Below are 6,102 nucleotides of genomic sequence, written 5' to 3' on the forward strand. Positions count from 1 at the left end.
CATCGATGGATTATTCCAATCGAATGACCAGCCTGTGTGGGATATGCTTCCCCGGCGATGTAGCGCCATGACTTTTGGCAGGGATATGGAGGAACCCTGACCGAAACGAGCGTACCAAAGGGAGCGATACGCCGCTGTGAGATTCAGGGGAGGAACGACACCGGGGAGAACTGGCGAACTGATACCGAAATGATACCGAAACACGACAATTTGATAGGGAGATAGTCTACCCTATCGCTGAGACTTCGGGAGATTTTAAGCGGCTCTATGGCTGTAATTTTGCCGAAAATCGCCCCGAAACCATACACGAAAACGGGAGGAAACGTAACATGCCGAGAATGAGCAAAAAGCGGAAGCATGAGCTTTCCTTTTACCTCAATGACCGGGGGCGTGTCACTTACAACGAATTATGCCGGAAATGCAAGCATGGGTGCAAGCAGAGCTTCCGGGCGGTTGTGGTTGACTGCCCCCGTTATTTATCCAAAAGAGCAAAGAAAAAGGAGGAACACACCGAATGAATTTTGAATTTATGACGATAGGCACACCGTTGCCGCCCTGTATGCCCTTTCCCAGAGCGTTGACAGGATTTCCAGTCAGCAGCACCGCAAAGGTCATGTACTGCCGGATGTTGGACGCTATGCTATCCAACGGACAGGAGGACGAGAACGGAATCCTGTTTATCTGCTTCCCTGTCACAGCCATTGCCGCAGTCCTGTCCCGCAGCCCCATGACGGTCAAGCGTTCTCTGAATGAACTGGAAACCGCCGGACTGATCATGCGAGTGCGTCAGGGCGTTGGAGAACCAAACAGGATTTATGTGCTGATACCGGGAAAGGAGGACGCTGCCCTTGCCTGATACCTCAAAGCTGGAAAAGCTCAACCGAGAGTTGGAAAAGAGTGAAAAGAAACTGCGGAAAGCCATCAATGATGAAAAGGCATTGCAGCACCAGCTAAAGCAGCTTACCCGAAAAGAACGGACACACCGGCTCTGTACTCGTGGCGGTATGCTGGAAAGTTTTCTGCAAGAGCCGGAACGCCTGACAGATGATGATGTCATGCTGTTGTTGAAACTCATTTTTCACAGGCAGGACACGCAGGAACTATTGAAGAAACTGCTGGAACGGGAGAAGCCGGAAACCCCTTAGTTTACTAAGGGCGCAATTATACACCACCCAAAGGTTGGTGCATTGCGTTCTCCGAAGGCTCCTCGCCGGAGGGCTGTGATTTTCCGCAGTCAAGGTCTGCTCCAAATCATACAGGGGACGCTACGCTTCCCCTGCGCTGGCTGCCGCCAGCTACCCTTTTGTGGACTTGCCATCTGGGGACACCTTGCGCTGTAAGCTGTTCCCAGCCGACAAGTTTCATAAAATATGCTATCTTTTCGATAATCGATGAAGTATAATAAAGTCAGAAATAAATCAGGAATTTGAGGTCAAGGCTTAAACGGGAGGTTTATATGAAAAAATACCAATGTCCTTGCTGCGGATATTTTACCTATAATGTTCCGGCAAATGAAGATTGTGGGTATATCTGTCCCGTTTGTTTTTGGGAGAATGACCCGTTCATTGCTTCTGATAACGAACCAAGCGACTCTAATCATGGAATAACACTAAAAGAAGCAAAATTAAATTTCTCAACATTCGGAGCTTGTGAAAAAGAAATGGTGTGTTATGTCCGACTACCAAGAGATGATGAAAAAGAAATTTCATAGTAGTGTGTAAAGGAGAATCAAATGAAGCATAAAAAGTTTTTGTTAATTGCACTGATATGTTTAATCGGTATAGGTATTAGCTTTCTTTTGTTTTCTGCTCATAGACCATTCAAAGATTTAGAGGCAGCAGATATTACTTCGGCAAGTGTTCGGTTATCGCCACCTGATACAACAATTCAGATAGTAGAAACAGAGGAATTAGTATCATATCTCAATGAGGTAGTTATTTACAATAAGGACAACTCATATACAGAATATGCCGGACAAGCAGTTATTTTCACTCTGTCTTTGGCAGATGGTTCTCAAGTGGAGATTATAGCATACAATCCATTTATTATAATTGACGGTATTGGTTATAAATGCAAATATGAACCTTGTGAAGCTCTTAATCATTATGCTAATGAGCTAATGACAAGAGAACCATAATTTTTAAATGTACCATCTACCCATCGGGTCAACTTGTCCCGAACTTTTACAGCTAAATATCCGCCGCCCTCACAGCGGCACACCGAGCAGGAAATCTGAAAAAGGTCTCCTGCTTTTTTTCTGCCAAAATGAGGTGGTAAAACGCCACCCCATCCACCAATTACCGAAAGGAGGGACACGAAATGCCCTGCCCACACAACGAAATCACGATTGTTCAGCGCAGCCAGCGACAGTCTGCGGTTGCCGCCGCTGCTTACCAAAGCGGCGAAAAGCTGTTCTGTGAATACGACCAGCAAGTGAAGCACTACCCGGAAAAGCGTGGTATTGTCCACAATGAAATTCTGCTCCCGGCAAACGCCCCACGGTCGTATGCAGACCGCAATACCTTATGGAACGCCGCCGAAGCGGTGGAAAAGCAATGGAACTCCCAGCTTGCAAGGCGGTGGGTGCTTACCATTCCAAGAGAGATACCACCCGACCAGTATGCTGTCCTTGTCCGGGAGTTTTGTGAGCAGCAGTTTGTTTCCAAAGGCATGATTGCTGATTTTGCAATCCATGACCCCCATCCGCCGGGACACAATCCCCACGCCCATGTCATGCTCACTATGAGGGCAATGGACGAACATGGAAAATGGATTCCCAAGAGCCGCAAGGTTTATGACCTTGACGAAAACGGGGAACGGATAAAACTTCCGTCCGGCAGATGGAAAAGCCACAAGGAGGATACGGTGGATTGGAACGACCAGAAGTATTGCGAAATCTGGCGGCATGAATGGGAGGTCATCCAGAACCGCTATCTGGAAGCCAATGACCGTCCGGAGCGTGTGGACTTGCGTTCTTATGTCAGACAGGGGCTTGATATTATCCCCACTGTCCATGAGGGGGCTGCTGTCCGGCAGATGGAAAAGCGTGGTATCCAGACGAATATCGGAAACCTGAACCGGGAAATCAGAGCCGCCAACAGTCTGATGAAGTCCATCCGACAGCTTATCCAAAACCTCAAAGGCTGGATTACCGAGCTGGGAGAAAAACGGAAAGAGCTGCTTGCACAAAAAGCGGCGGAGGAAGCGACACTTCTTCCCAATCTGCTGATGAAGTACATGGAGATACGAAAGGAAGAACGGAAGGACTGGACGAGGGCTGGACAGAACCGGGGGACTTCACAGGACTTAAAGGCAGTCAGCGAAGCCCTGTCCTATCTCCGGCAAAAGGGGCTTTCCACTGTGGAGGACTTAGAAGCGTTTCTGGAATCTTCCGGGAAATCAGCCGCAGATTACCGCAATCAGATGAAGCCAAAGGAAGCCCGCAGCAAAGTGATTGACGGGATTCTTGCCAGCCGGACAGACTGCAAGGAATGTAAGCCTGTCTATGAGAAGTACCAGAAGATATTTTTCAAGAAAACAAAGAAGAAATTCAAACAGGAACACCTGGAGGTTGCCCGGTATGCGAAAGCCGCCGCCTACCTTGCCAAGCACCCGGACGATAAGGACAGTACCCAAAAGGAGCTGCAAGAGGAGCAGGAAACGCTTCTGGAAGAAATTGCAGCCCTGAAAACACCGCTGACCGAGGTACAGGAGGATTTGAAGAAGCTGCGGGACATTCGCTACTGGGTACGGAAAGCCACCCCCGGCACAGAAGAAAGCAAAGAGCCGCCCAAGAAACAGCCTATCAAAGAAGTCTTGCAGGATAAGGCTGACGAGAAAAAAGCACAAAGAACTGCCCCGGTGCAGACAAAACACAAACAACAGGATATGGAACTTTAACAGGCACTTGCCATTTTCAGATTGAGAATGTCAGGTGCTTTTCTTTTTTTCAAGGAGGGATAGATTTGAATGTATTTGAAGCTGTGAAGCAGTCCGTCACAACAAGACAGGCTGCGGAGCATTATGGAATCCGTGTAGGCCGGAACGGGATGGCTTGTTGCCCGTTCCATAACGATAAAACCCCAAGCATGAAGCTGGATCGGCGTTACCACTGCTTCGGCTGCGGTGCGGATGGGGATGTGATTGATTTTGCCGCCGCCCTGTATGGGCTGGGAAAGAAAGAAGCCGCCGTACAGCTGGCACAGGACTTCGGGCTTTCCTATGAGGACTGGAAACCGCCGGGGAAGGTAAAAAAGCCCAAGCCCCGGCAGAAATCCCAGGAGGAACAGTTTCAGGAAGCAAAGAGCCGCTGCTTCCGTATTCTTGCCGATTATCTTCACTTGCTTCGGGCATGGAGAAAGGATTATGCCCCGCACTCCCCGGAGGAAGCCTTTCATCCACGGTTTGTGGAAGCCTTACAGAAGCAAGACCAAGTGGAATATCTGCTGGATGTGCTGCTCTTTGGGGAGACAGAGGAAAAAGCAGCTTTGATTACGGACTACGGAAAGGATGTGATACAGCTTGAAAAGCGAATGGCAGAGCTTGCCGCCGCAAACGCAGCAAGAACTAAAAAACACCATGAACGCCATGCAGCCGCCCCAGAGCATTGAGGAAATCAAGGCGGGGCTGGAAACTACCGAGAAAGGCGGTGTCCGTCAGAGCATACGGAACTGCCTGACCGTATTCCAGCGTGACCCGCTGCTTTCCGGGGCTATCGCATACAACATCCTGACCGACCGCAAGGACATCATAAAGCCCATCGGCTTCCACAGGGAAAGCACCGCCCTGAACGATACGGACATGAAGTATCTGCTTCTCTATCTGGAAGAAACCTACGGGCTTACCAATGAGAAGAAGATTGATAACGCCATCGGGATTGTGGCGAATGAAAACAAGTACCATCCCATCCGGGACTATCTCAATACACTTGTGTGGGACGGGACAGAGCGAATCCGTTTCTGCCTGCGGCACTTTCTGGGGGCTGACGCAGACGATTACACCTATGAAGCGTTGAAGCTGTTCCTGCTGGGTGCAATCTCACGAGCCTTTCAGCCGGGATGCAAATTTGAAATCATGCTCTGTCTGGTAGGCGGTCAGGGGGCTGGCAAGTCCACCTTCTTCCGTCTGCTGGCAGTCCGGGACGAGTGGTTCTCCGATGATTTGCGGAAGCTGGACGATGACAATGTGTACCGCAAGCTGCAAGGTCACTGGATTATCGAAATGTCGGAAATGATGGCAACCGCCAACGCCAAGAGCATTGAGGAAATCAAGTCATTTTTAAGCCGGCAGAAAGAGGTTTACAAGATACCCTATGAAACCCACCCGGCAGACCGCCCCCGTCAGTGCGTGTTTGGCGGCACTTCCAATGCCCTTGATTTTCTTCCCCTTGACCGTTCCGGCAACCGCCGCTTTATCCCCGTCATGGTGTACCCGGAGCAAGCCGAGGTTCACATTTTGGAGGACGAAGCTGCTTCCAGAGCCTATATCGAGCAGATGTGGGCGGAAGCGATGGAGATTTACCGAAGCGGCAGGTTCAAGCTGGCTTTCAGCCCCGACATGCAGCGGTATCTCAAAGAACACCAGCGGGATTTTATGCCGGAGGACACCAAAGCCGGAATGATACAGGCGTATCTTGATAGGTACACCGGGAGCATGGTCTGCTCCAAGCAGCTCTACAAGGAAGCTTTGAACCATGCCTTTGACGAGCCGAAGCAATGGGAAATACGGGAAATCAACGAGATTATGAACCAATGCATTGACCGCTGGCGGTACTTCCCGAACCCAAGAATGTTTTCAGAATATGGCAGACAAAAGGGCTGGGAGCGTGAAAACCCGGCAACGGACTCCGGCAACCCGTCTGAAAAAACGATGGATGGTTTTGTGGAGGTCACAGAACAGATGGAGCTTCCATTCTGAAAATGACCGCCCGTTGCCCCCCCTGTTGCTATCCCGTTGCCGAGCCGGTTGCCGGGGAAAACCCCTTATTTCCGGGCTTTTCTCCCTTATAACAACCAAAACAACAGAAAAATAAAAGAAAAGTATAAATAGTAACCATCGCCAGATTGAGATTGTTTGCAAGGTCTTTTGAAGCCCGTTGCCGGA

The 6,102-nt window shown here is 49.7% G+C and carries 8 protein-coding genes and 1 pseudogene; 8 read left to right on the forward strand and 1 reads right to left on the reverse strand.

The genetic code is table 11. From position 1 onward, the window contains the following. The first annotated feature begins 329 nt into the window (after positions 1–329). The 8 genes from DXD12_RS14920 (at position 330) to DXD12_RS14955 (ending at position 5,916) form a co-directional block, all read left to right on the forward strand. Positions 330–518, forward strand: a complete 189-nt coding sequence (locus DXD12_RS14920; protein WP_002584330.1) for a hypothetical protein — start codon at positions 330–332, stop codon at positions 516–518. Next, positions 515–856: a DeoR family transcriptional regulator gene (locus DXD12_RS14925; protein ID WP_002584329.1), complete on the forward strand. Its 342-nt coding sequence runs from the start codon at positions 515–517 to the stop codon at positions 854–856. Before DXD12_RS14920 ends, DXD12_RS14925 begins: the two co-directional genes overlap by 4 nt. Then, entirely contained in the window at positions 849–1,145 is a 297-nt protein-coding gene (locus DXD12_RS14930) for a DUF3847 domain-containing protein (protein WP_002594808.1), read from the forward strand. Before DXD12_RS14925 ends, DXD12_RS14930 begins: the two co-directional genes overlap by 8 nt. Before the next feature lie 311 nt (positions 1,146–1,456). After that, complete coding sequence (locus tag DXD12_RS14935; protein WP_002594807.1) at positions 1,457–1,711, forward strand: CPCC family cysteine-rich protein; 255 nt, start codon at positions 1,457–1,459, stop codon at positions 1,709–1,711. 21 nt (positions 1,712–1,732) lie between these two features. Beyond that, a complete protein-coding gene (locus DXD12_RS14940; RefSeq protein WP_002594806.1) occupies positions 1,733–2,137 on the forward strand; it encodes a hypothetical protein in 405 nt (134 codons plus the stop codon). Positions 2,138–2,319: 182 nt separating this feature from the next. Further along, positions 2,320–3,900 (forward strand): MobQ family relaxase, encoded by a 1,581-nt coding sequence (gene mobQ / locus DXD12_RS14945; protein ID WP_118638610.1) that lies wholly within the window; start codon positions 2,320–2,322, stop codon positions 3,898–3,900. A gap of 65 nt (positions 3,901–3,965) precedes the next feature. Then, the gene (locus DXD12_RS14950; RefSeq protein ID WP_099323100.1) at positions 3,966–4,610 is read left to right on the forward strand and encodes a CHC2 zinc finger domain-containing protein; all 645 of its coding nucleotides are present in this window, start codon (positions 3,966–3,968) and stop codon (positions 4,608–4,610) included. Continuing rightward, entirely contained in the window at positions 4,579–5,916 is a 1,338-nt protein-coding gene (locus tag DXD12_RS14955) for a virulence-associated E family protein (RefSeq protein ID WP_118638611.1), read from the forward strand. Before DXD12_RS14950 ends, DXD12_RS14955 begins: the two co-directional genes overlap by 32 nt. 28 nt (positions 5,917–5,944) lie before the next feature. On the opposite strand, the pseudogene DXD12_RS15860 reads toward DXD12_RS14955, so the two are convergent. Beyond that, positions 5,945–6,102 (reverse strand): annotated as a pseudogene (locus tag DXD12_RS15860) (tweety protein); the annotation flags it as partial.

It is taken from the genome of Clostridium sp. TF11-13AC (genome assembly GCF_003481065.1).
GTDB lineage: Bacteria > Bacillota > Clostridia > Lachnospirales > Lachnospiraceae > Otoolea > Otoolea fessa.